The organism is Anaeropeptidivorans aminofermentans, assembly GCF_940670685.1.
Taxonomy (GTDB): domain Bacteria; phylum Bacillota; class Clostridia; order Lachnospirales; family UBA5962; genus Anaeropeptidivorans; species Anaeropeptidivorans aminofermentans.
Genome location: NZ_OW711693.1, coordinates 3,030,706 through 3,056,804 on the forward strand (window position 1 = coordinate 3,030,706; position 26,099 = coordinate 3,056,804).

General features: G+C 38.4%; 22 protein-coding genes. 1 reads left to right on the forward strand and 21 read right to left on the reverse strand.

The annotated features are described in order from the left end of the window. Nucleotides 1-321: 321 nt before the first annotated feature. The 6 genes from tnpA to NBX03_RS12800 form a co-directional block, all read right to left on the reverse strand. Nucleotides 322-795: an IS200/IS605 family transposase gene (gene tnpA / locus NBX03_RS12775; RefSeq protein ID WP_250227316.1), complete on the reverse strand. Its 474-nt coding sequence runs from the start codon at nt 793-795 to the stop codon at nt 322-324. A 185-nt stretch (nt 796-980) separates the two neighbouring features. Continuing rightward, entirely contained in the window at nt 981-1,223 is a 243-nt protein-coding gene (locus NBX03_RS12780; protein ID WP_250228150.1) for a Veg family protein, read from the reverse strand. Between the two features lie 178 nt (nt 1,224-1,401). Continuing rightward, nucleotides 1,402-1,911, reverse strand: coding sequence for a signal peptidase I (gene lepB, locus NBX03_RS12785; RefSeq protein ID WP_250228151.1), 510 nt, complete (start codon nt 1,909-1,911; stop codon nt 1,402-1,404). Nucleotides 1,912-2,440: 529 nt separating this feature from the next. Then, nucleotides 2,441-3,985 (reverse strand): PEGA domain-containing protein, encoded by a 1,545-nt coding sequence (locus NBX03_RS12790; RefSeq protein WP_250228152.1) that lies wholly within the window; start codon nt 3,983-3,985, stop codon nt 2,441-2,443. 682 nt (nt 3,986-4,667) lie between these two features. Continuing rightward, the gene (locus NBX03_RS12795) at nt 4,668-5,666 is read right to left on the reverse strand and encodes a protein kinase family protein (RefSeq protein ID WP_250228153.1); all 999 of its coding nucleotides are present in this window, start codon (nt 5,664-5,666) and stop codon (nt 4,668-4,670) included. A 406-nt stretch (nt 5,667-6,072) separates the two neighbouring features. Beyond that, nucleotides 6,073-7,290, reverse strand: coding sequence for a CCA tRNA nucleotidyltransferase (locus NBX03_RS12800; RefSeq protein WP_250228154.1), 1,218 nt, complete (start codon nt 7,288-7,290; stop codon nt 6,073-6,075). Nucleotides 7,291-7,414: 124 nt separating this feature from the next. Here NBX03_RS12800 and NBX03_RS12805 point away from each other — a divergent pair, with 124 nt between their 5' ends. Beyond that, nucleotides 7,415-8,563 (forward strand): aldo/keto reductase, encoded by a 1,149-nt coding sequence (locus tag NBX03_RS12805; RefSeq protein WP_250228155.1) that lies wholly within the window; start codon nt 7,415-7,417, stop codon nt 8,561-8,563. Between the two features lie 124 nt (nt 8,564-8,687). Here the strand turns inward: NBX03_RS12805 and NBX03_RS12810 are convergent, their stop codons facing one another. The 15 genes from NBX03_RS12810 to NBX03_RS12880 all read right to left on the reverse strand — a co-directional run bounded on the left by NBX03_RS12810 (nt 8,688) and on the right by NBX03_RS12880 (nt 26,094). After that, the gene (locus NBX03_RS12810) at nt 8,688-9,254 is read right to left on the reverse strand and encodes a uracil-DNA glycosylase (protein ID WP_250228156.1); all 567 of its coding nucleotides are present in this window, start codon (nt 9,252-9,254) and stop codon (nt 8,688-8,690) included. A gap of 1 nt (nt 9,255) precedes the next feature. Then, the gene (locus NBX03_RS12815; RefSeq protein WP_250228157.1) at nt 9,256-10,317 is read right to left on the reverse strand and encodes a rhomboid family intramembrane serine protease; all 1,062 of its coding nucleotides are present in this window, start codon (nt 10,315-10,317) and stop codon (nt 9,256-9,258) included. A gap of 440 nt (nt 10,318-10,757) precedes the next feature. Beyond that, complete coding sequence (locus NBX03_RS12820; RefSeq protein ID WP_250228158.1) at nt 10,758-11,153, reverse strand: thioesterase family protein; 396 nt, start codon at nt 11,151-11,153, stop codon at nt 10,758-10,760. Between the two features lie 269 nt (nt 11,154-11,422). Then, nucleotides 11,423-13,195, reverse strand: a complete 1,773-nt coding sequence (locus tag NBX03_RS12825; RefSeq protein ID WP_250228159.1) for a MutS-related protein — start codon at nt 13,193-13,195, stop codon at nt 11,423-11,425. Between the two features lie 142 nt (nt 13,196-13,337). Next, the gene (locus tag NBX03_RS12830) at nt 13,338-13,781 is read right to left on the reverse strand and encodes a GNAT family N-acetyltransferase (protein WP_250228160.1); all 444 of its coding nucleotides are present in this window, start codon (nt 13,779-13,781) and stop codon (nt 13,338-13,340) included. Between the two features lie 190 nt (nt 13,782-13,971). Beyond that, the gene (locus NBX03_RS12835) at nt 13,972-15,288 is read right to left on the reverse strand and encodes an amidohydrolase (RefSeq protein ID WP_250228161.1); all 1,317 of its coding nucleotides are present in this window, start codon (nt 15,286-15,288) and stop codon (nt 13,972-13,974) included. Nucleotides 15,289-15,484: 196 nt separating this feature from the next. Next, nucleotides 15,485-15,949, reverse strand: coding sequence for a thioredoxin-dependent thiol peroxidase (bcp, locus tag NBX03_RS12840; RefSeq protein ID WP_250228162.1), 465 nt, complete (start codon nt 15,947-15,949; stop codon nt 15,485-15,487). A gap of 224 nt (nt 15,950-16,173) precedes the next feature. Continuing rightward, nucleotides 16,174-17,409, reverse strand: coding sequence for an ABC transporter permease (locus NBX03_RS12845; protein ID WP_250228163.1), 1,236 nt, complete (start codon nt 17,407-17,409; stop codon nt 16,174-16,176). A 16-nt stretch (nt 17,410-17,425) separates the two neighbouring features. After that, nucleotides 17,426-18,661: an ABC transporter permease gene (locus NBX03_RS12850; protein WP_250228164.1), complete on the reverse strand. Its 1,236-nt coding sequence runs from the start codon at nt 18,659-18,661 to the stop codon at nt 17,426-17,428. Next, nucleotides 18,661-19,368: an ABC transporter ATP-binding protein gene (locus NBX03_RS12855; RefSeq protein WP_323373237.1), complete on the reverse strand. Its 708-nt coding sequence runs from the start codon at nt 19,366-19,368 to the stop codon at nt 18,661-18,663. The genes NBX03_RS12850 and NBX03_RS12855 overlap by 1 nt, the downstream gene beginning before the upstream one ends. Further along, entirely contained in the window at nt 19,365-20,834 is a 1,470-nt protein-coding gene (locus NBX03_RS12860) for an efflux RND transporter periplasmic adaptor subunit (protein ID WP_250228165.1), read from the reverse strand. The genes NBX03_RS12855 and NBX03_RS12860 overlap by 4 nt, the downstream gene beginning before the upstream one ends. A 497-nt stretch (nt 20,835-21,331) precedes the next feature. After that, nucleotides 21,332-22,582 carry a nickel-dependent lactate racemase family protein gene (locus NBX03_RS12865; protein WP_250228166.1) on the reverse strand — a complete coding sequence of 417 codons (1,251 nt, stop codon included), beginning with the start codon at nt 22,580-22,582 and terminating at the stop codon, nt 21,332-21,334. 71 nt (nt 22,583-22,653) lie between these two features. After that, a complete protein-coding gene (locus tag NBX03_RS12870; protein ID WP_250228167.1) occupies nt 22,654-23,481 on the reverse strand; it encodes a sugar phosphate isomerase/epimerase family protein in 828 nt (275 codons plus the stop codon). Nucleotides 23,482-24,174: 693 nt separating this feature from the next. Beyond that, complete coding sequence (locus NBX03_RS12875) at nt 24,175-25,323, reverse strand: ABC transporter substrate-binding protein (protein ID WP_250228168.1); 1,149 nt, start codon at nt 25,321-25,323, stop codon at nt 24,175-24,177. A gap of 9 nt (nt 25,324-25,332) precedes the next feature. Further along, nucleotides 25,333-26,094 carry an ABC transporter permease gene (locus NBX03_RS12880; RefSeq protein ID WP_250228169.1) on the reverse strand — a complete coding sequence of 254 codons (762 nt, stop codon included), beginning with the start codon at nt 26,092-26,094 and terminating at the stop codon, nt 25,333-25,335. Between the last annotated feature and the right edge of the window lie 5 nt (nt 26,095-26,099).

Genomic DNA, 26,099 nt, shown 5'->3' on the forward strand with positions numbered 1-26,099 from the left:
CTTAAAATAAGAAAAAAGCAATAAGAATTTTTGCTCCATGAAATACCGTAAGATTAAAGTGCCGTAAAGGGCATTTTAATCCAGGCAGAATTTTTTCCTGTTCCTATTGACTATAATACTATTTCATATTAAATCAAGTATGGGCTCATCTTCTGCAAATGCTTTCGTAATTTTTCGCAGAGCCTTTTCATCATAATCATAACTACCGGCTTAGCCGGTAGTTTGCTCTGCCCCTATAAGGGGCTCTTACTGGCATGCGTCTGAGGACGCATCGAAGCGGTTTGCCAACCGCATTTACTTCCCAATAACCGCTAAAGCGGTTTATTTTTTATTTCCTTTCACTGGCTCCCCCGTAAACGGGTCAATATATTCTAACAATGAAATTTGATCTGCTACTTTATCTTCTTGTATTTGATTTCTAATGTATTCTTCTATTTTTTTCGCATTTTTACCTACTGTATCAACATAATATCCCCTACACCAGAAATGTCTATTCCCATATTTATATTTTAAATTTGCATGTCTATCGAATATTATTAAAGAACTCTTTCCTTTCAAATATCCCATTATCTCTGATACACTATATTTAGGTGGTATTCTGACTAACATGTGTATATGGTCACTACAACATTCTGCTTCTATTATTTCTATGCCTTTTCTTTCACATAATTCTCTAAGTATCTTTCCTATATCCGCCTTTAATCTTCCATAAATTATTTGTCTTCGATACTTTGGAGCAAATACCAGATGATATTTACATTCCCAGGTTGTATGTGATAAACTATTTTTGTCCATCGGACACACCTCCTATGATCTAATAATTGTGGTTGGCAAACCCACTTTATTTTATCACAGGGGGTATTTTTCTTGAAGCTAAAGCATTTTCCCTCCACCTGCATAGCAGGTGGTTTATTGTATGAGATACAATAAAAAAGGTATTAAAAAGCCGCTTGCAAAACGGCCCTTTAATACCTTTATCTTTATTCGCATATAGTAAGCTCTACTGATTTAGTCAATATATCCGTATAACTGCAGGAAACAGTTCTTACGGAATTATTTCCCTCATCAAGGTGTATTGTAAAAATGCTTGGGTAAACATTCGCAATAACGCCTTCATTCACTACAGATTTATTATGCCTCTTGTTTGATTCAAGTCGTACCTTGTAGCCCACGCAACTGGCAATATGCCGTTTGACCTGAAAAAGGTCCTTCTTTTCAATCAATTAAATCACCTCAGTTTTTTTCTGCATAAAAAATGCAGTCGGTATTGTAAACATACCAAAACCAAGAGAAAATACTTAAAGAAAATACATAATTTTCATACTGGTTTAATTAATTATAGCACATTACCCCGCAAGCGTCAAGTTAAACAAAAAATTTTATCACACAGAAAGCCTCTTGTCAATATATTTTTAACTTATTTATTGGAAACCACCTTAAAATTATTTTTCCTTTGAGACTTTTTTTATCTATCGCTCCAAAATACCTGCTGTCTACGCTTTCCTGCCTGTTGTCACCCATTACGAAATACTGATTCTCCAAAAGGTCTATGGTCATGTCTTTTGACGTGTCTCCAAGAATATAGTCCTCGTTAAGCATTTCTCCGTTTATGTATACTTTGCCTTCTTTTATTTCAAGAGAATCTCCGGGAACGGCTATAATCCTTTTAACAATATTCTTAGGACCAATCTTATCTTTATTTTTGCAAATAACAAGCTCTCCTCTTTCATAGCCGCTGATAAGGCCTAAGGCCCTGCTCATAATGACTCTGTCCTTGTTGCAAAGGGAAGGCTCCATGGATATTCCGTCTATTCTCACAGGCCAAAAGCCTATAAATAAAATGAGAAATATAATGAGGGCTTGTTTGAAGGATTTTATATACTCTTCTACTATTTCCTTTTTTATCGACATATATACACCTTTTGTAAATTAAATTTATATTCTTTTGATTAGGGCGTGTCTGTAAAGTCCAAAACCTAGTCTATTCTACCATAAAAACGTGACTTCTTCATTGAAAATATAGTAAATTTCAGTAAAGGAAGTAATAAAAATCTATTTTTCATAAACGGCTTAAACATATAAAACCCCCATGTTTAAGCCATTCAAAATATACGATTTTTATTACTGTTTCATTTGAAATTTACTATACTCGAAATAGCACCGCTATTTCTTCGTTTTTCTTCTCAGAATTTTTGCTTCGCAAAAATCACGCTGCGCGTGACCGGACTTCTTGACCGTTCCATTCGAATTCACATTTTCATGCAAACAATACTTTTTCTGCTTTACAGCTGAAAAATGTATTTCTGCTGTAAAATAATAAATAAACTTTCGTTTATTTATTATTCTTGTCGGCTTGACTGTTTTCAGCACTGCCTAGGGGGTTTTTAAAGGAGCAAACGGAATAAAACCTGTAAGTTTTATTCCGTTTTTTAAGGTACTATTACGGCGTAGGTATAATAGGAGCCGTCTCCGTGGGCGGATTTGACATATCCTCCCTTAATATAATCTGAGTGTTCTTTTCCACATCACTCATATTAAGATTAACGTTTATATAGCCGTCTTTTCTTACGGAAAGGCTTGATGCATTTTCATCTACATTAATACTAAGAGGAGAAATGCCCATATAAGCATTATCCACATATATATCTGCTCCTGCAGGAACGGTTGTAATATTAATTTCTCTCGTCTTAACAAGCTCGTTTAAGGTTATATTAACTTCTTTCGTAGGAGCGTCAATATTTACCTTAACTTCATAAGGCTCGTATCCGTCCTTTTCCGCCTTTACAGTGTATTCACCGTAGGGAAGATTCTGGGGCGCTTCGGCATTAATCTGCTTATCGTCCAGCATTACCTTGGCGCCTGTAACGTTTATTACGATATTTAATGTTCCTGATGTTATTACGGCGTCACTAAGGTCAAGAACTGCAATTTCTCCGCTTTTAACCTCTATTTCCTTTGTCATAGGCTCTATATTGCTTCCCTTGATAACAAGCTTTCGCTTTCCCTCCTGAACCTTTATGGGCTCTGATACGCTGCCGCCTTCCTCCATAAGGATTCTGCTGTTATTGTCTATTTCTATGATTCCGTCTTTAATATTCTGGCCGTTTTTAACCTCTATTGTCCCTACTGCGGTATTGACCTCTACATACCAGCAGGTATCGTTCATACCCTTTAGGGTAACGACATTAAGAGGGTCTATTTTTGAAATATCATAGGCGCTTCCCTCGTAGAAGACCATGGTTTTATCCTTGTCATACTTATAAGTGTCGTTTCCTATTACGATGGACTGGTTTTCCGTATTGATTTTTACATTGGTCACAAGCTTATGCTCCCATGCCATGGAACTTATGCTTAAACCTGAAAGCTCTTTACTGTCCGATGAAAATCTTGCGTCTACAATGTCACCTACTTTGATTTCGGCAAATACGATGGCTTCTCCGTATTTATTTTTTAATTGGGTCGTCCCTGAAATACTGAAATCAAATGTCTTTTTGTTTTCTATGTCGAATATTTCGACTTTATTGCCGGAGCTGTCAACCTTATTGATGAGACCTATGATGCTTGTTTCATCCACAGCCGCAACAGGCGATTTTTCATCGGTATTTTTTTCCTGGGATGTCCCCGGCTCCTGCTTTGCCGGAGGGGCCTCCCCCTTAGTCACGTATTTGAAAGCCGCAAAAAACACGGCTATACATACAATTACCGCAACCACAAGCGTTATGATATAAAAATATACGTAATTTCCCCCCGTAGGCCTGCTTTTTTCAGGCGAAGCGCTTCTTGAGGATTTGGAAACAGGCGGCCGCCTTTTCACAGGAGGGTGAATTCTTGTTTCGTCCATGGCAGGGTGGATTCTTGTTTTGTCCAAATCCTGCTGCCGTCTCCTGCTGCTTTTAGACGGAGTATAATAAACGCCCTCGTCCTCATAATCATGTCCGCTGCCTCTTTTGTTTTCACCGGGGCCTTTTCTACTGCTATTACTCATATAAACACCTCTTAAAGCCGAAATTATGCTCCGCTTGATAATGCCTTATAGTTATATAGGGCATAAGTATTCTTCTGCAAAAGCTTCTTATAGTAAATTTAAAGTTAAACAGCAGCAAAACCATATATTCAAGAGGGTTCAAAAATGTACTTGTTTCCGACGGAAATCCTTGTTTGAATCCGTAGTGAATAGGTCTTTGTTACATCTTTATAAGAAATTTACTATAAAAGAATAGCGAAACATCTAAATCATAAGTAATATATCAAAATGGTCAACTACCTTCTGTAATTTCAAATTGCAGAAGTATCCTACGCAGGGATTATCCCCACACAATAAAGCAAGTAACCCCAACTTTTGAAATTTAAAGCAGTCTTTAAATTTTGAAGCGAGAGGCTTGCTTCTTGAGATAAAATATTGATTTATACCGGAGGGAAGATGGAAAATAAGACAAGCATAAGCTTGTAAATTTCCTGCCATTTGCGCCCTCTTATAGTTCATAAGCTTGTTTTTAAGCTTGCTAACTATAGTAAATTATATATGGTTTGGGGCCTTTTCACAAGTATTACTTAAAAGCCGACTGCTCAGCTTACAAACATTTTAATATTTCAGAACAAAAACTTCAAGGAAAAACCGCCTTTTACCATGCCCTAGTAAAATTGCCCTAAAACCCTTTTTATGCATTTTATACTGCTATAAGCCTATTTATATATTCTTCGTATTTTCTTCTGCCTTCCGTTTCTAAAATAAGTTTTCTCTCCATAGAGCTTGGTATAAAGCTTCGCTTTTTATAATAAAAGCTTTCGCAGACATTGACAAAGCCTTCAGGGTACAGAAGAAAGGCATATAAAATATTCATTTCTTCATCGCCTATGGGATTTACTTTGGCGTATGTATCTACTATCTGATAAATATCAATTCGTTTTTCCGTATTATGCTTCAAATATCTTTTTATTAAAGAGGATAAATCGAAAATACAGTAATCAAAAGATGCCTTTGAAAAATTAGAAAAGAAAATCTCTCCGTTCTTTACATATATATTTTCTTTTTTCAGAATATTATGGCATATGCTTTTATTGCCGGATTCCTGCATATAATTTTCCGTTCTCAAAATATCCAAGGCAAGACTTATTTTCTCCATATATTCTTCATAAGTCTTAAGAAAAACAACATCAAAATCAGACATTCTTCCCGAATTTCCAATCTGCCTTTTTATTTTGCTAAGCTGATTTTTGGAATCGGAAAGACGCTTAAGCATATTTCCGCCTTTAAACGCTTCGCCGGAAAAGCGCATTTCTTTCAGTATCTTATGCATTAAAGCCGTATCCGAAACAAGCCTTAAAAAAAGCTCCACCTTGGAAAAATCCATTTGTTCGGCCTCAGGAGCCTCTGTCATGATGTAATTTTCGTTATTATACGTATAGTAAGGCGTATTGTTTATAGAAAGGCTGAAATGGTCTACATTTTTAAAGTTATTTTCTTTCAGGAAATTCTTTATATCATGGGAAAACAGAATATGATTTATGCTTTCATCGGTTTTTTGAAGCATACTTCTTTTCCCATGTGCATTGACTATAAAATTTCCCTTTTGCTTTAGGACATTGCCGGGCTTAAGATTAAAGCCCCTTAATACTTGATAGTTTAAAGCCTCTATAACAACACCCCCTGCATATAATAAAGCCAAAAGAAGACTCTATTTATGGCAATTTTTAAAATTAAATTCTCTATATGAATCCATATAAAAGAGCTCATTGTCAATTTATCTTTCTCTTATTTTATGCTCTTTAAAGCCAAGCACTAAAAGCAAATTAACTCTATACAGTAAAATAGCCTTAGGTCAGTAATAAAAACCTGTTTTTCATAAACGGCTCAATATGACAGAAACGCTTATGTTAAGCCATTCATAATATACAATTTTTGTTACTGTAATTAAAGTATTTTACTATAGCCTATGGAAATATCAATAAGAGCTTACTTACTGCCCCATTAAATAAATATGTGACTTTCTCTAAAAATATGTAAATACAAAATATACCCTTAAGCATATTAAAAAGAGCAGGGGAACCCCTGCTCTTTTTAATATTTGAATTTTATAATTCCATACTGTTTTTATATTTTTCTCCAAGGGAAATTAATATATCCTTTTCATTAAGCTCAGGGCTTTTCATAACGTCGTCAAGAAGCATCAGGAGAAGCGCTCCTACGGCTTTTCCTTTGATATTTAAAAGCTTTTGCATATCATTTCCGTTTATTTTTAAATCCTTTAAGCTTACAGGCTCTTTGTTATCTATAATTACCTTTGATGTACTTTCAATATAAAAAATGTCTTCGCCTTTTATTTTCTTAAGTTCCATTAACTTTAAAAGACAAGGATAGCCGATTGAATTTATGAGTTTTTTTACTTCATATCTATTTTGAGGCAACGGGGTAAAAAGATGCTTTCTTAAGATGGTAGCTTCCTTAAAGGTTTTATTATCCAGCTTCAGATAAGTCAAATTCCCGCAGAAATCTTCTTCCGCCATATACTGAAACAATAAGGTAAAAAGCTGAGACAAACTGCTTTCTTTAATTTTAGAAAGACGTTTTAAATCCGCAGATACAGGCCTGAGCTTCTTATAAAAATAATCTCCCGATTGAGGCAGGGCATATTTTATAAGACGATTTTCTTCAAAATAAAATATATTTTCAATATATTCTGAAGAAAAAGCCTTTATAACTTCATCTCTGATGCGTTCAACGGATATATTTTCAATGAGCCTTGCGTTTTCTTCTATGCTTCTAAGGGTTTTTTCTTCTATTCCAAAGCCCAGCCGGCAGGAAAACCTTATGGCTCTAAGCATCCTCAAGGCGTCTTCATTAAACCTTCTGTCCGGATCACCGACGGCTCTTATGATTTTTTGCTTGATATCGTCTATTCCTTTATAGGGGTCTACAAATCCTGTTTCCGGCCTGTAGGCAATGGCATTCATTGTAAAATCCCTCCGCATCAGGTCTTCTTCAAGATTTTTCGTAAAAAGCACATTGGAAGGCCTTCTGAAATCCACATAAGCCCCGTCGATTCTATAGGTGGTTACTTCATAGGCTTCTCCATTTATAAGCACTGTAACGGTGCCATGCTGTATCCCTGTTTCGATGACCTTTCCGAAAATATCCTTTACTTCGTAAGGCGTTGCGGAAGTGGTTATATCCCAGTCTTTCGGAGTATTTCCTAAAATTATATCTCTTACGCAGCCGCCGACAATAAAGGCCTCATGGCCCCTTTCACTAAGAGCATTGATTATATATTTTACTCCCTCCGGTATATTCACTGTAAACCTCCCGCCAATATGGTTAGAATTGTTAAAAATTGATTTTCTGCCAGAAAAATATATTATTAAGTCTTTGTTTTATGATATACTATGAGTATTATAAAAAAAACCGGGGGGAATTGCAATGCAGTTAAGACATTTTGGAAAACTTGGCGTTAAGCCGTCCCTTATTGGCTTCGGAGCCATGCGTTTGCCTATAGTTGATGGGGACAACAATAAAATCAACGAAGAAAAGTCCATCGAAATGATCAGATATGCAATTGATAATGGAGTAAATTATGTTGATACAGCATTTAATTATCACGGGGGAAATTCAGAAGAGCTTGTGGCAAAGGCCCTTGCCGACGGTTATAGAGAAAAGGTTTTTCTTGCGACAAAAAACCCTTCCTGGCTTTCTGAAAAACCGGGAGACTGGACGGATAACCTTAACATTCAGCTTAAAAGGCTTGATTGCGGACATATTGATTTTTATCTTCAGCATGCCCTTGACAAAGCCCGCTTTGATAATTTAGTAAAGAATAATTTCTTTGAAGAAGCCATGAAGGCAAAGGCCGAAGGAAAGATTAAATATTTCGGCTTCAGCTTCCACGATTCCTATGAGGTTTTTGAAGAAATAATCAATGCTTATGACTGGGACTTCTGCCAGATACAGCTTAATTATCTCGACGAAGACTACCAGGCAGGCATGAAAGGCCTGAAACTTGCCGCTTCCAAAAACATGGGCGTTATCATCATGGAGCCTTTAAGAGGCGGAAAGCTTGCAGATAAAATGCCTGAGGATATTGTTTCGGAATTTGAGAAGCTTCCCGTAAAAAGAAGCAATGTGGAATGGGCTCTAAGATGGGTAGCAAATCATCCTGAGGTAAGCCTCCTCCTTTCAGGAATGCATACGATGGAGCAAGTTAAGGAAAATATCCGTATTTGCAGCCAGGAGGACATGGTTCCAGACAAGGCCTTAACCAACGAAGAACAAGAGATGATAAAATCCATTGCAGACGCTTGGAATAAACGTATCCTTGTAAACTGCACTGCCTGCAATTACTGTATGCCATGCCCTGTAGGGGTTCAGATACCCGACTGCTTCAGCGCTTATAATGTTTACGGCTCGGCAGTGGCTTCCGCAGAAAGCAAAGCGAAGCAGCAATACGCAAGCATCGTAGAAAACGGCGGCGGAGCATCTCAATGCATCGTATGCGGTCAATGCGCAGCCGCCTGCCCGCAGAATATTTCTGTTCCCGATAGGCTTGCAGAGCTTGAAGGTATCCTGAGATAGTATCCTATTGGTATATTCTCAAGGGCTCAAAAGATTACTTCTTTTTCATAAGAAGTTTACTTATACATAGAAATATTAAAAGCCTTAGGTCAAAGACTTTGACCTGAGGCTTTTTAGTTTAACCTTACAAAAGTGCTTTAAGGGCTTTTAAGTCCTCAAAATATGTTTCTTTAAGGCTTCTGTTATAAATGATGGCTGCCGGATGATATAAGGGAAAGATGTTTCCACCGTTACCTTTAATAAGCCTTCCATGATAGGCCCCGATTAAATATTCCTTTCCCATAAGGGCATTTAAAGGCGTATTTCCCAAGGTGACTATGATTTCCGGCTTTATTATTTCTATTTCTTCTAAAAGATAGGGGCAGAAGAAGCCTGTTTCCTTCTTGTCCGGTGTTCTGTTCACAGGGGAACCTGTTTTAGGGCTTAGTTTAAAGGGCCGTATTTTAACCACATTGGTGATATATATTTCCTCCCGGGAAAGCTCCAGCGCCTCTAAAAACTCATTGAGATTCTTTCCGGCGCTTCCTACAAAGGGCCGGCCTTCCTTTTCCTCGCTTCCCCCTGGCGCTTCTCCTATAAGCATTACGGAAGGGGAATGGGTCTTACCTTCTCCAAATACAATTTTTCTTTCACTATATTCCGTAAAAAGCATATTTTTTTGAAGTTTATCATTCAGCTCTTTTATATTCATCTTAATCCCTCTTTTCAGCTTTCTTAAAGGAAAGCAATATAAAGCTTATGAGCGCCCCTGCCAAAAGCCCGCCTAAATGGCCGAAATTATCTACTTTGCCGTTAACAAAGCCAAAACCTACAGATACAAGAATATAGATGGCCATGGTCTGGGAATTAAGGCCCCCAAGATATCCTTTTGATTTGTACGTCCATGCGGCGATAGCCCCTACAAGGCCAAATATGGCCCCCGACGCCCCTACGGAAACAGACTGGGTAAAAAGCACACTGAATATGCTTCCTGCAAGCCCCGAAAAAATATAAATAATAAGAAACCGTATCCTGCCGTAATAGTCTTCAATTCGCGTCCCGAATATATAAAGAGAAAACATATTATATAACAGATGGCTTATTCCTCCATGAAGAAACATAGCCGTAAAAAGCCTGTAATACTCATGGCCTCCTATTATAAGCCCGGGCTCTATAGCTCCAAACCGAAGGAGGACTCTGATATCCCCCGAACCGCCGTTAAGCTCTAAAAGAGCAAATATCAGACAGTTTATAAGCATCAAGAAATACGTAAGCAAATGGCCGTTATTTTTATTTACGGTAATTTTATCAGGCCTTAAGCCGTCCTCCTGTACGCAAAGCGGAATGATATTTTCCAAATTAACAAGCTTTGAAGGCTGTTTTTTATTGTAATATATTTCTCCGGTGATTTTATTTACGCCCCAATAGACATGGTTTACAGGCTGGTCGTAAAATTCTTCCGTTGTGTCTACAAAGGCCTTTAAACCAATGTCTATATCTTCTGCAATAATCAGGTTTAGTATAATAAGTCGCCTTGCCTTATAGGCCCCAGTGGCCTCTTCAAGGGTCTTTGAGAAATACTCGTTAATTTCAAGAATCTTTTTAAAATCAATCGCTTCATAGTCCGATAGGATAAGGCCATACCAAACAGGCCCGTCGGTCTTTATAAATCCCCTGAGCCTGCCAGTTTCATCGTATTCATTTGGAATAAGTCTTTTTGCAGGCTGAAACCCGCTTTGCCAAAGACTTTCATAAAGCTCTTTATAGAAATCCAATCGTAAGCCTCTTTCAATTATATGGTCAATTTACTTTTATTCCGGCATAAATAGAGTAAATAAGCTTAAAAAGCTAAGTTTATTTACTCTATACGGAAGGAAAACTTATTAAGCTTAAAATCAAAAGACCGTTTTCAAGCTTAATAAGTATAGACAGCTCAGGCCGCATGAAACAAGAGAAAAGTAAATTAACAGCATTAACATTTTATATTTAATCAGGTATCGTAAATTTAAAATGAAACCGTAACAAAACAGTATATTCATTTTGGCTCAAGGTATGCCGTTTCCAAAGGAAATCATGCTTTTGAGTCTATAGTAAAGAGGTTTTTGTTACTTCTTTATGGAAAATTAATATAATAAAAAAGTTAAACCAAGTTTATTAAAATATTATTCGATTGTCAAGAAATCTGAATTGTAAAAACTGTAGACTCATCAAAATTCTAGCTTAATTTATTTTTTGCCTTTTCCATAAATTTTTCCTTTTCTACAATGAAGCGCTCGTGAATGCCCTTTGCTACGATTTCTTTCTCATCCTTCGCTTCAACTTCGAACACAAGGCGTTTTCTGTCAATATCCGTAAGAGCTGTTTTAAACTCTATATGCATGCCCATAGGGGTAGCTGCAATGTGGTCTATATTTACTTTGATGCCTACTGTTGAAAATTCCTCCGGGAGATGCTCTTCCATAAGCTCATAGGATATTTTCTCAAATACCCCTATAAGAGAAACCGTTGAAAACACTTCAAGGCCGCCGCTTCCTACAGCCTTAGCTGTATTGCTCTGATTTACTTCAAGGCTATATTCTTTTTCTATCCCTGTTTTTAATTCAAAATCCATTTGATACCTCCGTCAATTATAGTAAATTTAAAGATAAGCAGCAAGAAAACCGTATCTGCTGTTCCCAAAGGAAACTCGTATTTTTAAGTCTGTTATATGGATAGGCTTTAGTGCTCTCTTCAAAGAGATTTACCATATGCTTTGATAAATTTATTCAATACCGGCAATTTATATTTATTTAAACCTTAAAACAAAAGGTATTTTAAGGTTTAAAAATATATTTCATATGGTTTCGATAAATTAACTTTTGTATTTTCAAGTTATTTGGTCTATACGATGCCAAGCATCTCCATAAGATATTTGGCATTGGTGCTTTCGGATTTGCCTTCTCGAAGAATGTAGTCAAAATGAATTCTTCCGCTTTCGTAGGACTCTTTAAAGCTGTAATTTTTAATTCTTTTTCCGTCTTCTATATTGCAAAGCTCAAGGTCGTGGGTAGTTATAAGCCCTATGGCTGAGAAATTATCAAGTTTTTTTATTACGGCTTCCGCTCCTTTTAGCCTATCTGTGGAGTTGGTGCCTTTAAATATTTCATCTATGAGAAATAATACATTTCCCTTTTCAGCCTCTTCCAATATCTGCTTTATCTTTTTAAGCTCCGCATAAAAAGTAGAGGTACCTTCCCCTAAATCATCCATATTTCTCATGGAGGATATAATGCCTATTACAGGAATCTCCATATGAGAGGCCAAAACATAGCCCCCATTAAGCCCCAGAACCATATTCACCCCTAATGTACGTAAAAAGGTGGTTTTCCCGGACATATTGGAGCCTGATATAATGAATATTTTATCGTCAAGGCTTACATTATTGTTTACTCTTTCTTTAACGTTTATTAAAGGGTGTCCTAATTCCTCGGCAACTATTTTCTTTCCTTCCTTAATTGAAGGAATACTTACCTTTTCTTCTATAAGCTTAAGCGTGCCAAAGCTCATAAGGGATTCTATATGACCGATTCCTGTGAACCACTCTTCTATATGGCTTTCATATTTTACCCGCCATTTTTTAAGGGCAAAAGCGCAGTTATAATCCCATAAAAGCATTAAATTAAGAACAAAATATAAAATGCCATGTCTTTTTACGTTAATGGCCCCTATGATAAGGCTAAGCTCCTCCATGGCATCGGAAGCCTTTTTGTCCCCTATGATATATTTGCTTTTTATATTCTTTAAAAGAGGGCTTTCAAATGTTCTGCCTTCGATTAATTTAAACATTTCCACATAAGGCCTTGTTTTATAATTTTCATCGGCTATTCTGCCTAAATAGGAAAATAATTTTATCATCCCGAAAAGCCAAAGAAGCGCCTGGGCTGCAAATAATACAAAGAAAGCTATATAAAGCTCCGGTCTTTTAAGAATGAAGGAAAAAACAGTTACCACAACAGTAAAAACAGGCAGCACAAAAGTTATATAATCTAAAATGCCTGCTTTATTCTGCCCTTTTTCACCCTTTATAGCATTTATAATATTATTCATGTTTAAGTCTTTATTGACACGGCTTCCAAAACATTGAAGCTCCGTAACAAATTTAAGGTTTTCAGAAAGCTCTATAACCGCATCCTGCCTTGCATCAATTTCTTTACAATCTTGTTCCGGGTTTAAAAGATCTTCTGCAAAAAATCGTCTTCCAAGATAAGTTTTCGCCGTGTTTAAAAGCTGAAATACGGAGGATTTGCCTAAAATATCAATATCTTCACAATATCCGTGGCCCTTTTCCTTAAATTCTTCTCCCGTGTCTTTAAAGCTTGTCCAATTGCCGTCCATTCTGTCTATATAATCTTGAAATACCCTTTCCATACGTTTTGCATTTTCAAGAAATTGAACCGCCTTATGATGGACTACCATCAGCAGAAAATAAGCTTCAAAAAAGATAATCGTCAATAATATTTTAGGAAAATCGACGGATTTTATAGTCAAATAAAGGCACAGCAAAAAAAGCCCTATATCTATAAGCTTTATATATCCCAGCTTCGTATGCCATTTTTCATATTTTACCTGTATTTGCCTGGCTTCCTCTATGTTTTTTAAATATTCTTCTCTCATGGCTCCTCCGTCCTGCTTTATGGCTTAATTTATGCGAAGCGAACTTAAAAGCTTGTTTGTCCGCTATATTTATATTATTACAGTATACCATTTATTTGCAAAAGTCTAAAGCTCTTCCGCAATTAAACTTTTTTGAAGATTTTTATTCATAAGGGCTTCTTCTAAAGCCGGTCATTTTCCTAAAATTATTGCTTTCATAGAAGCCCTCCGCCTTTTCCGCCGAGAGCAAATCAAGCCTTGTATGAGGATAAAGAACTTGGCATAGATCAAGCAATGCTTTTCCTATACCTTTTCCCCTATAGGTATTTTCAATTAAAATTTCCGCTATATAAGTAGTAATTTCCCCGTCTGTCAAGGCACGGACAAGGCCAACTATTTTCCCTTCATGAAGGGCAATAAGGCCGATAGATGCGTTTTTCCATGCCCTGAGAGTATCCTCTGCCCTTTTTACATAGCTTAGCCAGCCTTCTTTTTCACATAATTTTTGAATTGAAGGAAAGTCCTCTTCAAGAAACTCTCGGATTAAAATGCCTTCCGGCAATTTTACAGAAGAAAGCAGCTCTTCTTTTATATCCTGTTTACCCATAGTGAACTCCTCCTTTACCTCTATATTTATTAAACGTAAAAATTGTCTTTTAGTTTTTACGTTTAATAAGTTTTCCTTAAATATATAGTAAATAAACTTGATTTTTCTAAATTTATTTACTATATATTTATATTTTTTACACAAAAAGCCCCGGAAAGCTATGCTCTCCGGGGCACATCTAAATCACTGATTACTCAACTTTTCCCCAATCTTTTAAGTATTCTTCTTTTGTCATGAGGGGCTTAAAGTTTTCTTTCACTTTAACTGCTTTTTCAGCTCCGTCATAAAGAAGGTCGATAAGGGTCATAGCCATACATTTTGCAGCGTCAATATAACCGGTCTGCTTATCGACAATCTCATAGTTTGAGCTGTGAGCAATTCCTTCAGAGCCAAAGAAATTGGAGTGCATTGCAGGCATGATGCTTGAAATATCACCTGCGTCTGTGGAGCCTGCCATGGCAGGGCCTTCGTAAAGAACCTTGTCCTCTCCGAATACTTCCTTCATGTTTTCGTACATAACATCAAATAAGTCGTTATTTACAACGAGAGGAAGGTAGCCGGGAATGTCTGTTATTACAGTTTCTGCACCTACTGCGTCGCCGCCGGCTTTTAATGCTCTTGAAACCTTAGCGTTTGCATCCATAATAGCGTCCATATTGGAGCCTCTTACATAGGTTTCAATACGAACATCAGCAGGAACAACGTTAACAAGATCGCCGCCTTTTGTGATAATCGGGTGAACTCTTATATGGTCTTTATCCTGGAATGTTTCTCTTTGCATATGTATTGCTGTAAGGCCTAAGGTCGCAGCATTAAGGGCGTTTATACCAAGATGGGGAGCGCCGCCGGAATGAGCTTCCTTACCTACATAGCGTACAAGCTTACCTAAGAAGCCGTTGCTTCCTGTACCGCAGCAGCCTAAGATTCCCCTTGCGTCTTTAGAAGAAGCATGCTGCATAATCATCATATCGATATCGTCCATCTTTCCGAGGCGAACGAATTCCTGCTTGCCGCCGAAGAAATGGATTTTGCCTTCCTGCTTCAGCTGATTTCTGTATTCAAGCTCTACAAATTCCTCAGCCGGAACAGCCATAAGAACGATATCACCTGAAAGCTCTTCCATAATTCCTGTGCCTGCAAAAGCGTAAGTAACACCCATTAAAGAGGCTACCATGGCATTATGTCCGCAGGAGTGAGCAGCGCCTGTAGCCTTGTCCGCACATCTGTGGCCCGGAGCAACAACTGCATCAAGCTCGCCCATAACGGCTACTTTAACTTTTGATTCCTTGCCTTTAAGGGGAGCGATGATTCCCGTTATGGCAACCTCATCTTCATATTGAAGATTCAGCTCGTCAAAAACCTTTTTCACTTTTGCTGCTGTTTTAAATTCTTTATAGCCAAGCTCTGGCTCGCCGAAAACAGAGTCGCCTATTTCGATGATTTTATCACGGTTTTTCTCAATTGCTTCACAGGCTCTCTTTTTAAGCTCTTCCCTAGAAACTGACACAAGCAAAACCTCCCATTTATTAATTTATAAATCAATAGTATCATTTACACGAAAATTTGTCAATATTTTATATTTGACGGATTTATCGATGACATTATTCGTGTATTTGCATAACCTAGATATGCATACAACTGTATCTGATACGCGATATTCACAACGGTATAGGGAATAAATCTGAAAAAAGAATAAATTTGCGCTATCTTGTTTTTTCTATATATTCAAGTATCTCAGCAGCATTGGAATCAGGCTTGGCCCTTTTGTAGACCTTCTCTATGATTCCGTCCTTATCAATAATATACGTCGTTCTTTCAACGCCCATATAAGTTTTTCCGTAATTTTTCTTTTCCTGCCATACATCATAGGCCTTTATGGCAGTAAGCTCCTCATCGGATAAAATTATAAAGGGAAGCTCATATTTTTCGGCAAAATTCATATGGCTCTTTACGCTGTCCTTGCTGATACCGATAACGGCAATGTCCTCGGCCTTAAATCCGTCATAAGCGTTTTTAAAAGCACAGGCCTGCCTGGTACAGCCGGGGGTATTGTCCTTGGGATAAAAATACAGCACTACTCGTTTTCCTTTAAAGTCGGAAAGACTTACTTTATTTCCGTTGGCATCCTCCAATGTAAAATCCGGAGCCTTTACTCCTGCTTCCAGCATAAAAATCCCTCCTGTATATTGATTATTATAAAGGTAAATTGCATTAAGCTTTATATAAAGTATAGCATAATTCAGAATATATATGAACTAATAATATTTATAAAGTGAAATTTTTTCCCTTAAGGGAAGGATTTATAGATAAATATTTTTTAGGCTCGTAAGCTTTAAATTGTTGATTCCATTAAAAAATAGTGTGTTGCAATTTATTTTGCAACACACTTTTTTTATTCATATCGCAATGCTTCTATTGGGTCAAGCTTTGCGGCTTTATTTGCAGGGTATACGCCGAATACGATTCCTATAGCTGCTGAAACGGCTACAACCATTGCAATAATTCCTGGAGAAATATAAGGCGTAACTGGAGAGCCTGTTACCATGCCGGCAATAGCCGCAAATGCCATACCGCCAAGATAGCCGAAGGCAATGCCTAATGCGCCTCCTATGGCTGTAATTATAATGGCTTCTACCAGAAACTGAAACTGAATATTCCAATTGGTTGCACCTATAGATTTTCTTATGCCAATTTCCCTTGTTCTTTCCGTAACGGAAACAAGCATAATATTCATAACCCCGATGCCCCCTACAAGAAGACTGATGCCTGCAACGATACCCATAAATAAGGTAAATACGCCTATAACCTGATCGGCTTCCTTAAGGTTATCTGCAACGGAAGATATTCTGTATTTATCCTCGTTGCCATGATTAAGCTCCATGATTCTGATGATATTATCGGAAAGGATTTTTATATCCTCAGGGTTTTCAGCTTTTACCTTTATTTCGCCTATGCTTTCACCCATTCCGAAAATATCCTGTAAATAAGTCATGGGAATTGTTCCTCTCGCAAAGCCATACATGGAGTAAAGCTGGCTCATAGAGTCACTTTTTGTTATGCCGATTACCGTAGGTGTAAGGGTAATCCCCCATAAACCGATTTCAAAGGTTTCTCCTATAACGTCTGTCCTTCCGAATACATCTCTTGCCAAATCCGCATCTATTATGATAACGCTGGCTCTGTTTTCAACATCCTTGGCGGATATCAGCCTGCCTGATTCAAGTTTTATATTATCCATATTCAGGTATTCCATATCTGCCCCGGTAAACATCATGCTTCTGGTGTCTCCGCTTAAGGTAGTGACCGCTTCTCCGCCTACCCCCATACTCTGAGACGCGCCTGCGGCTTTAACGCCGGGAATTTTTCTTATGGCTTCAATATCATCATAAGTAAGAACATCAACGCTTTCTATTTTTACTTCGCTTCTGGAATTCAGAGAAAGAGTTAATGTATCAAGACCCATTTCTTCAAACTGGCCTGTTATAGACTCTTTATACCCTTGCCCTACGCTTACAATCATAATAACGGAGGCTATACCTACGATTATTCCGAACATTGTAAGCAAGGAGCGCATTTTATTGCTTGTAATGCCGGAAAGAGCCGAATAGATGTTTTCAACTATATTCATAATAACTCCTCCTTCATTACTCGTATCTGAGCGCTTCTATTGGGTCAAGCTTGGCGGCCTTTCCTGCCGGGTATACACCGAAGGCGATTCCTACCAAAGTTGAAACCCCGCAGGCCAATGCAATATTTATCAGGGATATTGAGGGGATTATTTCCGCATTCATGCTGTTGCTCATAAATGTTCCGGCAGCTCTTGCGAGAAGCTGGCCGAGAATAATGCCCATGATACCGCCTATGAGAGACAGTGTTACAGATTCAAGAAGAAACTGGAATTTTATATTTCCTTCGGTAGCACCTAAGGATTTTCTTATACCGATTTCTCTTGTTCTTTCCTTTACGGATACAAGCATAATGTTCATAACGCCTACGCCCCCTACAAAAAGGGAAATCGCCGCAACAAATGCTATAAATGCCGTTATTCCGTTTAAGATAATATTGATTTGGTCAAAGCCGGATTCAAGGCTTTCTGCGTAATAATTATCCGTAGAATTATGGCGCACATCTAAAATAACCGTTATAAGCTTCGACATATCCTGAGTGCTTCTATCCTTATCTATGGATACGGCAAAGAAATCCACCGAGTCGCCATTGTCGTAATACTGGTCAAGAGATGTATAAGGAACTGTAACCAAAGCGCTTTTAAGAGGGGTGGTGCCCATTTCATCCATGGCGCTTGGGGTGGTATCCCCTTTTAAAATACCGATTATAGTATATTCTTCTTTTGCGCCCCATACGTCTAATTCTATGGTTTCTCCTACACAGTCTATATAGCCGAAGATCTGAACGGCCACATAAGGCTGTAAAACGGCAACCTTGCTTCCGTTTGCCACGTCATTTTGGCTTATGAAACGGCCCCTTTGAATTTCAGCGCTTTCAAGAATACCGTAATTTTCATCTGCGCCCAGAATGGAACCGCTTTTTGTCTTATCAGGCCTGAGAAGATCTACTGTTGCATATACTCCCTGCCTTATTAATGTAACCCTTGATATGCCGTTAATTTTTTCAATGGCGGCAGCATCGTCTGGGTCAAGCATATCATCATAAGATGATGTGGATTTGGGATAAACCTGTATAATTCTTTTATCCATATTATTAAGTGAATTAAATACCATATCCTTTACGCCCTGGCCTACAGAGGTTATCATAATAACGGAGCCGATACCTATAATGATGCCAAGCATCGTAAGCACCGAACGCATTTTATTGCCGTAGATGCTTTTAAGTGCCGAGGATATGCTTTCAAAAATATTCATTAATTATCCCTCCCCGCTTGGGTGGGGTTCTCTACCTTTTCATCGCTTATTAAATATCCGTCTTTAAAGGTTATGATCCTGTTGGAAAAATTGGCGATTTCCCTCTCATGGGTAACCATAACAATGGTTGCCCCGTCTCTATTAAGCTGCTGGAATATATCCATAATTTCCACGCTGGATTTTGAATCTAAGTTTCCCGTAGGCTCGTCGGCAAGAAGGATTGCAGGTCTATTGACAAGAGCCCTTGCAATGGCAACCCTCTGTCTTTGCCCGCCGGAAAGCTCGTTGGGTTTATGCTTTGCCCTGTCACTAAGGCCTACCTTTTCAAGAGCGGACATTGCCGCTTCTCTTCTTTCACTCTTTTTAACCCCGGCATAAATCATGGGAAGTTCTACATTTTGCAGAGAACTGAGCTTTGGCAGAAGATTAAAAGACTGAAATACGAAGCCTATTTTTTTATTTCTGATGGTGGCAAGATGGTTTGTTTTTAATCCCGCCACATTTTCCCCGTCCAGTATATACTCTCCGGCAGTTACGGAATCAAGGCAGCCTAAAATATTCATAAGGGTTGATTTTCCTGAACCGGAGGCCCCCATGATAGATACAAACTCCTTTTTATCTACGCTGAAATTAATGCCCTTAAGGGCTTCAACTTCTATTTTTCCGTTCCTATATACCTTGTGAAGCGCCTTAACATCTATTATCACTTGCCCTCACCTTCAGCTTCCGGCTGATCCCCTTCTGCCTCGGCATTTGCGGAAATCGGTGTTATTTTCATTCCGTCATGCATGTCGAAGGTAGGCTGGGCAACGATTGTTTCCCCTTCTGAAACGCCTTCGGCCTCCACCGTCATATCCGAATAAACGCCAAGAGTCACGATCCTTTTTTCAAGGGTATTATCTTCTTTTACTACATAAACAAAATTATCTCCGTTGCTTTCTTTTAATGTTGATAAAATAGGAAGAGCAACTACGTTTTCTTTAACCTGAGTTGTAATGATAGCTTCAAGAGAAAATCCAGGCTTTAAAAGCTTTGAAGCTTCCGATGGGTCTACGGTTATTTCAACAGGGATTACTGTTTCCATTCCCCCTGAGGAGCTTTGCTTCTGCTCTGCAATATAGCCTATTTTCGTAATTTTACCGGAGGCCCTTTCATCACCTAAAACAGAGCCTTTGATTTCAGCGACCTGGCCTGTTGCGATTTTTGCCGCATTTCTTTCGTTTACATTGACCTTAACAACGAAATCCTCAATATTGGATATTTCCATAAGGGCCTTATCCGTAGGGGTTATTGCACCTTTAGAAATATTAAGCTCTGTTACGGTTCCGTCAATAGGGCTTATAATTTCATACTGAAAATCGGCAAGGTCTTTTCTAAGCTCATCCACTCTTAATCTCATCTGCTCTACGGAAATCTGCCTTTGAGCAACAGTGTTTTTAGACTGCTGGGTTGAATTTTTGTTCACAAGCTGGTTATATAAATTATTCTGGTATGTAAGGTTATCCCTTAAGCTTTCCATGGTCTGAACATTTTGAGCATAGTCATTTTTCTTGGATACAAGAAGGTTTTCAGCAGTTTTCAGGGCATCTTCGGCTGTCGTAAGCTCATCTTTGCTTGCTGCCCCTGCTTCATAAAGGAGCTTTGTATTTTCCACCGTCTTTTTAGCGTCTTCTACGGCCTTCTCCTGATCCTTTAAATCTCTTTCAAGTCTGTCTATTGCATATTCCTGATCCTTTATTTTATCCTCTGCGGATTTTATAGACATTCTTGCGTTTTCAAGGTCGGTTTCAGATGCCGGAATGGTTTCCTGATTCAGTGAAATTTCTGCGCTTTTAAGGTTAAGCTCGGCTTCTCTTAACTGGTTTTCGATTTTTTCTCTGCTTTTTTCTTTATATCTCAGAAGAACATCGCCTTTTTTAACCATATCATTTTTTTCCACCAGCACCTCCTCAACCTCAGCATTTGTGTTGGCAAAAATAAGCTCGCTGTTTAAAAGAGACACCTCTCCTTTAGCAGATACGGTAGTTGTAATCGTATCTCTTGAAACAGTTTCGACCTGAACCGGAAAGCCTATATTTGAAACCTTGGATTTCAGATATTGGCTGCCCATATAAACGGCCGCTATAGCGGCAACCGAAACCAAGCCGATTATTAGGATTTTTTTCTTTTTCATATTGCTCCTCCTGAAATTATATTAATTGTAAATTAACCGTAAAATACATTTAAGCCGTGTTTTTCTGATTTGACAGTGCATTATCCATATGCGCTGTGGAAACAAGAAGAAAGAGGCTCATTTACCTTTATTAATTTACGCAAGTTGAAAAATTTTGAAACAAGGCCGAACCTATAAAGTATACGACAATCGATTAAAAATGTCTTTAAAAAGTTTCCAAATGCTTTAATTTAATAAATTGTTAAGTTTTTGGGCAAACATTGCTTTTGCAGATAATATAGTAAATTTACTATATTATCTGCAAAAGCAGAAGATTTAATAATACAGATAATGACAAATGCTTTCCTTCTCTTGATATCAATAAATGCCGGATATGGCTTTCACATAAAATTGGCAAAAAAACATCAAAAACAAGAAAACTATAGTAGGAAATATCAACAAAACCCCCGGTATAGTTTTTCTATACCGGGGGTTTTTCATTAATTTAATACATGGTCTTATGACTTCATAACTGGAAGTACTTCGGAGCCGTCACGTACCAAGGCTATTTTTACAGGCCCTTGAGTATCTTTTAAAATATATTCAATTTCTTTTCCTATATCTGTTATCTTCTTGATTCCGGCCCGTTTAAGCTCATCTTCTGTAAGGCCTTCCGTATACATCATCGTATCAAAATGCTTCATCTGCTTTCCTATCATGAAGCCTACGGAAACCGCCAGCGGGTCCTCTTCGGCACTTTCATCAGGGGATTTAAGCCCTCTCATACCCATAAAATCAAGATATTCAGGGTGAGGTCCTACACCTTCTTCACAGGGCCCCGACATGATTACGGTTCCGCCTTCTTTTACCATTTTTACGGAAGCGTTCAAGGCTTTTGTTCCCTGCCAGAAGTCAAAAGAATAGGGTTCCATATCGGCAATTACAATATCAAATTTTTCTTTTATGGGAACGCCGTATATCTTTTCTGCTTTTTTTACCCCTTCTCTGTGAGCCTTTACATAATCCCCTGCAACGCAGTCTATAAGCTTACATTCTCTTGAAAGTACCGTATTAATGATAAAGGTAAGGCCCATCTCTTTTGCCCAGCTTTCCACCTCATGGCGCACAGGGTTTTCAACGGTTCCAAAAAGAGCTTCTTCGTGAAGAGCGGCCTGCATATGGAATTCTGCAACGGAAGATTCGTCGGCAATACCGGGAAATACAATTTTTGCTCCCCCTGACCAGCCGAGAGTATTATGAGGAACAATATTTCCTATGCCGATTCTGATATCTGCTTCCATAGCTGATTTTTGAACGAGAACAGGGTTTCCTTTTGTAGAGGTTCCGATTCTGATGCTTGCATCGTCTGAAGAAAACTGGGATTGTACGACTTTAATGCTTAAAGCATAATCTCCAAGCTTGGCAGAAAGCTCTTCGTCAGTCATCTTTCTATGGCTTCCCAATGCGATAAGGATAAAAATATCTTCTTCAGATATCCCTGCTTTTAAAAGCCTTGGCATAAGCGCATCAAGAATAAGCCCCACAGGTGTAGGCCTTGTTATATCGTCGCTTATGATACATATTTTATGGCCCTTTTTTACAATATCCTCGATTTTAAAAGACCCGATGGGGTTTTCCAGCGCAGTGTTTATAATAATTTCAGGCGCTTCAGAGGGTTCATGATGAGAAAGGGCCACTTCCACTATCTCTGCATTTTCCGGCAAATCAAAATACAGCTTTTCCTTGCCGTAGGCAATCCATGATTTCATATTTACCCACCCTTTCTTATGATTAAAAAAACAATTTTCGTCTGAATACAAAATAAGCTTAAGAAATGTTTTTAAGAAAGGCTCTCAATCATGGGCTTTAAAAACGCCGCACTTTTTTTAAGGGCAATATCCTGATCAGGTCGCTGGAAAACCTCTACGCTTACCCAGCTGTCATATCCAACTTCCTTCAGTTTTTTGATAAAGGCTTCAAAATCAAGTTTGCAGTTTCCCGGATAAAGCCTGTTGCTGTCGGCAAGGTGAACATAAACAAAATAATCTTTCGCATCTTCTATGCTTTTAAGGGAATCCTTATCATCTATAAACATATGGTTGCTGTCAAGCATGAGTTTAAAGGAAGAAAGGCCTATTTCATCTACTATGGCCATGCCTTCCTGAGTAGTGTTTATAAAAGAAGCGGCAATAGAATTCACCGGCTCAAGGGCTATAACAATCCCTTTTTCCCCGGCATATTGGCCTACTGCTTTCATGCCTTCTATTGAAAGGGCTCTTTCTTTTTCATGGTCGCCCCCAAGGGAAAAGCCGCCTCTTACCCGGCCTATATTAACGATTCCGCAATCTAATTTTACCGCAAGGTCAACGGCGTCTTTCACTCTTTTTACGGCCTCTTTACGCTTTTCCTCTTCTGGATGGTTAAAAGTAAGGCCCGACTGGCCGAACACCTCTCCTGTACAAATCATGGCAACAGGCAAATTATATTTATCTGAAAGCTCTTTTATCCGTGAAGAATCTACCATGGAGGGATTATCCACCATAAGCTCCACACCCTCATAGCCGTTTTCCAAAAGGGCCTTATAGGAATCTTCCAAATCCGCCTGATAAGCTGTTACACCCGGTGCTTTTTTTACTTCAGGAGTAGAAATCTGATAGCATAAACGCACAAAATCAGTCCTTTCGTTATGTATACTTATTAAACTTAAAAAGTCTTTTCGTTTTTAAGCTTAATAGGTTTTCCTTTAATTTATAGTAAATAAACTTGGTCTTTTTTCAGGTTTATTTACATAGTGAAATAAATTAATCACAGTAACAAAAACCGTATATTTTATACTTAGTTCATCTAAAAACACTTACAGCAAAGCTAGGTAAACATTCCCTTGTAGTCAACAAAGATCTTTTTATCTTTGTTGGATATAAATAGGTTTTTCTTGCTGTCTCAATCCTTTTTTACTTTAATAATCAAATTCAGTGCTTGCCATTTTGGTATAAGTAACAAGGATGAAAAGATGCAAATTAACTATATAGTTAATTTACTGAAAACATATGAAATACATTATTGAGCTTTAAACTGCCTTTTATTTTAAAGTTCAGTAAGTATAAGGAGGCGCTCACTTGAAAACCATTTACAAGCTTTGCTTGTATCATTTCCAGGCTCGCTTATCATAAATAATAAAATTAAAAACGTTACGGATTTTTAAAAACTTTTCAGTAATTCTATAGTAATTTTCTCATAAAGAAGAAACAAAAACCCATATACTATAGTACTCAAAAGGCAAAAATCCTTTCAAATTTTACATATCTGAATTTATGGCAACAGACTTCCCCCATATTTTAAGGAGAAGCCTGTAATCATCTTTTTACTTGCTTACATACTGATATTCTGCGGCGTCCTTATCAACTTCCGCTCTGTCCCAATCGTTAATTTTTTCAACAAACTGATTTGTAAAGCATTTTTCAAGAGGCACTTCTTCCGGAACGATTCCCATACGTACATAGTCTTTCATCATAAGGTTCCAAGAGTCGTCGCTGTGCTGTCCTATGGTGTTTCCTTCCATAACCTCTTTTCCGCCTGTCATGAAGTTAACGGATGTCTGAACGATTTCTTCAGCTGTATCAAGGTCAACTAAAAGTGAAGTCCAGTTGCTTATGATTATGTCTGCGGCTGCTCTCGGGTTTTTGTAGCAGAAGTAGCTGCCCTTTGCAAGCGCTCTTGAAAAGCCTTCTACTAATTTAGGATATTCCGCAACAAGCTGTGTGCTTGCAATAATGCTGTTGGAGCTTGATTTATAAACTTCCTGTCCGCTTAAATAGCGGATATTAATGCCTTCTGCCTTCCACTGCTGCCATTCACCATCCCATGTCCAAACGGCATCAACGGTTTTTTCAGTAAGCTGCTGTACACGGGCGTCGCCTACAGGGATCATTTCCACCTTGCTTGAATCAACGCCTGCAGCTTCAATAATAGGAATAACCTGATTGGCTGTGGTAGGCGTCATTGTTCCTATTTTCTTTCCTTCTAAATCTGCTATGGTTTTAATGTCACTGTCTTCCATTACGGCAAAGCCGAAAATGTCTACAGGATACCATTGGAATACAGAGATAATGTCCATACCGCTTGCGATACCTGCTGATGTAAGGTGAGGCCCGGGGGTTGAAAATTCAACCTGATTGGCCGCAACCATTCTTGTGGCGGAGCTTGAATAGCTCTGTTCAAAAACAACGTCGATACCTTCTTCATCAAAATATCCCATTACCTGAGCGATAAGAAGAGGGGACCATGTGAAACCTGCTACCGGTGCTGTAAAACCTACTCTTACGATTTCATTTCTGCGGAGTTTTCCGTCGGTGCCTTTTGCCGGAGCCTCTTCTGAAGCCTTAGGCTCTTCCTGCTTTGCTTCTTCCTGTTTCGGCTGTTCCTGCTGTGGCTGGGCATTTCCGTTTCCTCCGCATGCGGTAAGGGAAAGCATCATGGCCGCTGCTAATAATACTGCTAACGTTCTTTTCATAATTATTATTTACCTCCTTTTTAATACTATGGATTCAATTCCATTTATCAACATGTAAAACGTCACGCTTATGAACACCATGACGTAAACATACGCAAAGGCCACATCTACCATCATAAACTCCGTATGATAGGCAATCTGGGGGCCAACCCCCACGTTGCCGCTTACAAGCTCCGCACCTACGGCGGAAGTTGTCGCAAAGATCGTGGCAAGCCTCATGCCGGTAAAAACATTCGGCAGGGCGGAAGGAATAAGAACTTTAAAAAATGTCTGCAATTTTGTTGCCCTGAGTGATTTCATAAGCTCATACCGCTCAACCGATACGCTTCTTACACCGGTCATTGTACTCATCATATTGATGGGGAAAGAAGAAAGCGCAACCGCGACAATCTTTACGGAAATACCAAATCCCATCCAAAGCATTAAAAGCGGTACCATAATAATTTGAGGCGTAACAATCAAAAATATTACATAAGGACTGATCGCCTTGTCTAAGAACTTGTTGCTTGTGAATATAAGCGCCAGAGAAATTCCCGCAGTAACGCCGATTACATAGCCTATTAAAATTTCCTGAATGGTGATAAGGGTGTTAGGCCATATCACATCCATCTGTGAAATCAAAGTGCGTATGGTATCCGACGGCTTTGAAATAAGCCATGCAGGCATATCAAGCGCAACCACAAGAAATTCAAAAGCAGCGAAAACAAAACCAAAAACCAGAACAGGCGCTAATAAATTAAACGTTCGTCTGGCAATACCCTTTTCTGCCATAAAAA